The organism is Pseudomonas sp. PARCl1 (assembly GCF_947311875.1).
Lineage (GTDB): Bacteria > Pseudomonadota > Gammaproteobacteria > Pseudomonadales > Pseudomonadaceae > Aquipseudomonas > Aquipseudomonas juntendi.
Genome location: NZ_CAMZMX010000101.1, coordinates 1 through 1,684, shown reverse-complemented (window position 1 = coordinate 1,684; position 1,684 = coordinate 1). Strand labels below are relative to the sequence as shown.

1 protein-coding gene is annotated in these 1,684 nt (G+C 67.8%); it reads right to left on the bottom strand.

What is annotated here, in order from left to right:
• A partial coding sequence (locus QME24_RS24655) for a condensation domain-containing protein (protein WP_281691085.1) occupies positions 1-1,684 on the bottom strand: 1,684 nt, incomplete at both ends.

The following is a 1,684-nucleotide window of genomic DNA, read 5'->3' as shown; positions in this document are numbered from 1 at the left end:
TCAGGCGCACCTCGCCGAAGGCCAGCGCCGGGGCATCCGGGGTGCGCTGCACCTGGGCCTCGATCAGTTGCTGGATGTTCTGCTGCAGCGGGTACTGTTCAGCGGTGGCGTTCCACGTGACCAGCGTGCGCTCGCGCTCGGCGGCCGCCAGCAACGGCAGTTCGGCCACCGGTTGGTGCGGTTGCTCGACAATGGCTTGCAGCAGGTTCAGCCAATGCTCACCCAGGCGCACGATGGTGGCGTGGTCGAACAGGTCAGTGGCGTAGATCAGCGAAGCGCTCAGCCCTTCAGCGGTCTCGCAGGTGTCCAGGCTCAGGTCGAACTGGGTGGTGTCGTTGTCCCAGGCCATGGCCTGGACCGCCAAGCCTGGCACGGCGCGTACCGGCGCAAGCGCGGCGGCCTGGTGGTTGAACATCACCTGGAACAACGGGCTGTGGCTGAGGCTGCGGGTGGGCGCCAGCGCATCCACCAGTTGCTCGAATGGCAGGTCCTGGTGCGCCTGGGCGCCCAACGCAGCCTGCCGCACCTGTTGCAGCAGCACGCCGAACGGCTGGCGTGGATCGATATCGGCCCGCAGTACCAGGGTGTTGACGAAGAAGCCGATCAGCCCTTCGGTCTCGACCCGGTTGCGGTTGGCCACCGGCACGCCGACGCGGATGTCGCGCTGCCCACTGTAGCGATGCAGCAAGGCCTGGAACGACGCCAGCAGCACCATGAACAGGGTCGCGCCCTGGCGGCGGGCCAATGCCTCGAGGCCGTCCTTCAACGCCGACGGCACGGCCAGGTCGAGCTGGGCCCCGCGATAGCTCTGCTCGGCAGGACGCGGGCGGTCCAGCGGCAAGGCCAGCACATCTTGCTCGCTGCCCAGTTGCCCGACCCAGTAGGCCAGTTGCCGCTCACGCTCGCCAGCCTCCATCCACTCACGCTGCCAACGGGCGTAGTCGGCATATTGCAGCGCCAGGGCAGGCAGTGGGGCGGCATCGCCTTCGCGGTAGCGGGTATAGCCATCGATCAGTTCGCCAACCATCAGCTGCATGGATGCGGCATCCGAGACGATATGGTGCTGAGTCAGCACCAGCACCTGGTCGTCGGCCGCCAGTTCCAGCAGACGGGCTCGCAGCAGCGGGCCGCGGGCCAGGTCGAACGGCTGGCGGATCTCCTCGGCGACACGCGCCCCAAGGGTAGCCTCGTCCGCCAGTCGTTCATGGGCGATGACCCGCGCAGCCGAGCGCTCGATCACCTGGACGATGCCCTGGTCGCTTTCGACGAAGCGGGTACGCAGGGTCTCATGACGCTCGACCAGCGCATCGAAGCTGTGTTGCAGCGCCGCGCGATCGAGGCTGCCGTTCAGGCGCAGGACCATGGGGATATGGTAGGCGCTGCTGTGTGGCTCCAGCTGCCAGAGGAACCATTGGCGTTGCTGGGCATAGGACACCGGCAGCGCCGCATCGCGCGGCGTCGGCCGGATGGCCGGGGCCCGCGCCGCCAACGACGGTGCTGGCAGGCTGGCGACGAAGCTCTGCAGGCTGGCATGCTCGAACAGCACCTTGAGCGGTGCGTCTATGCCTAGCGCGCGCAGGCGCGAGAACACCTGGGTAGCCAACAGCGAATGCCCGCCCAGTTCGAAGAAGTTGTCCGTCAGGCCGACCCGCTCAAGCCCGAGCACCTGCGCCCAGATCGCCGC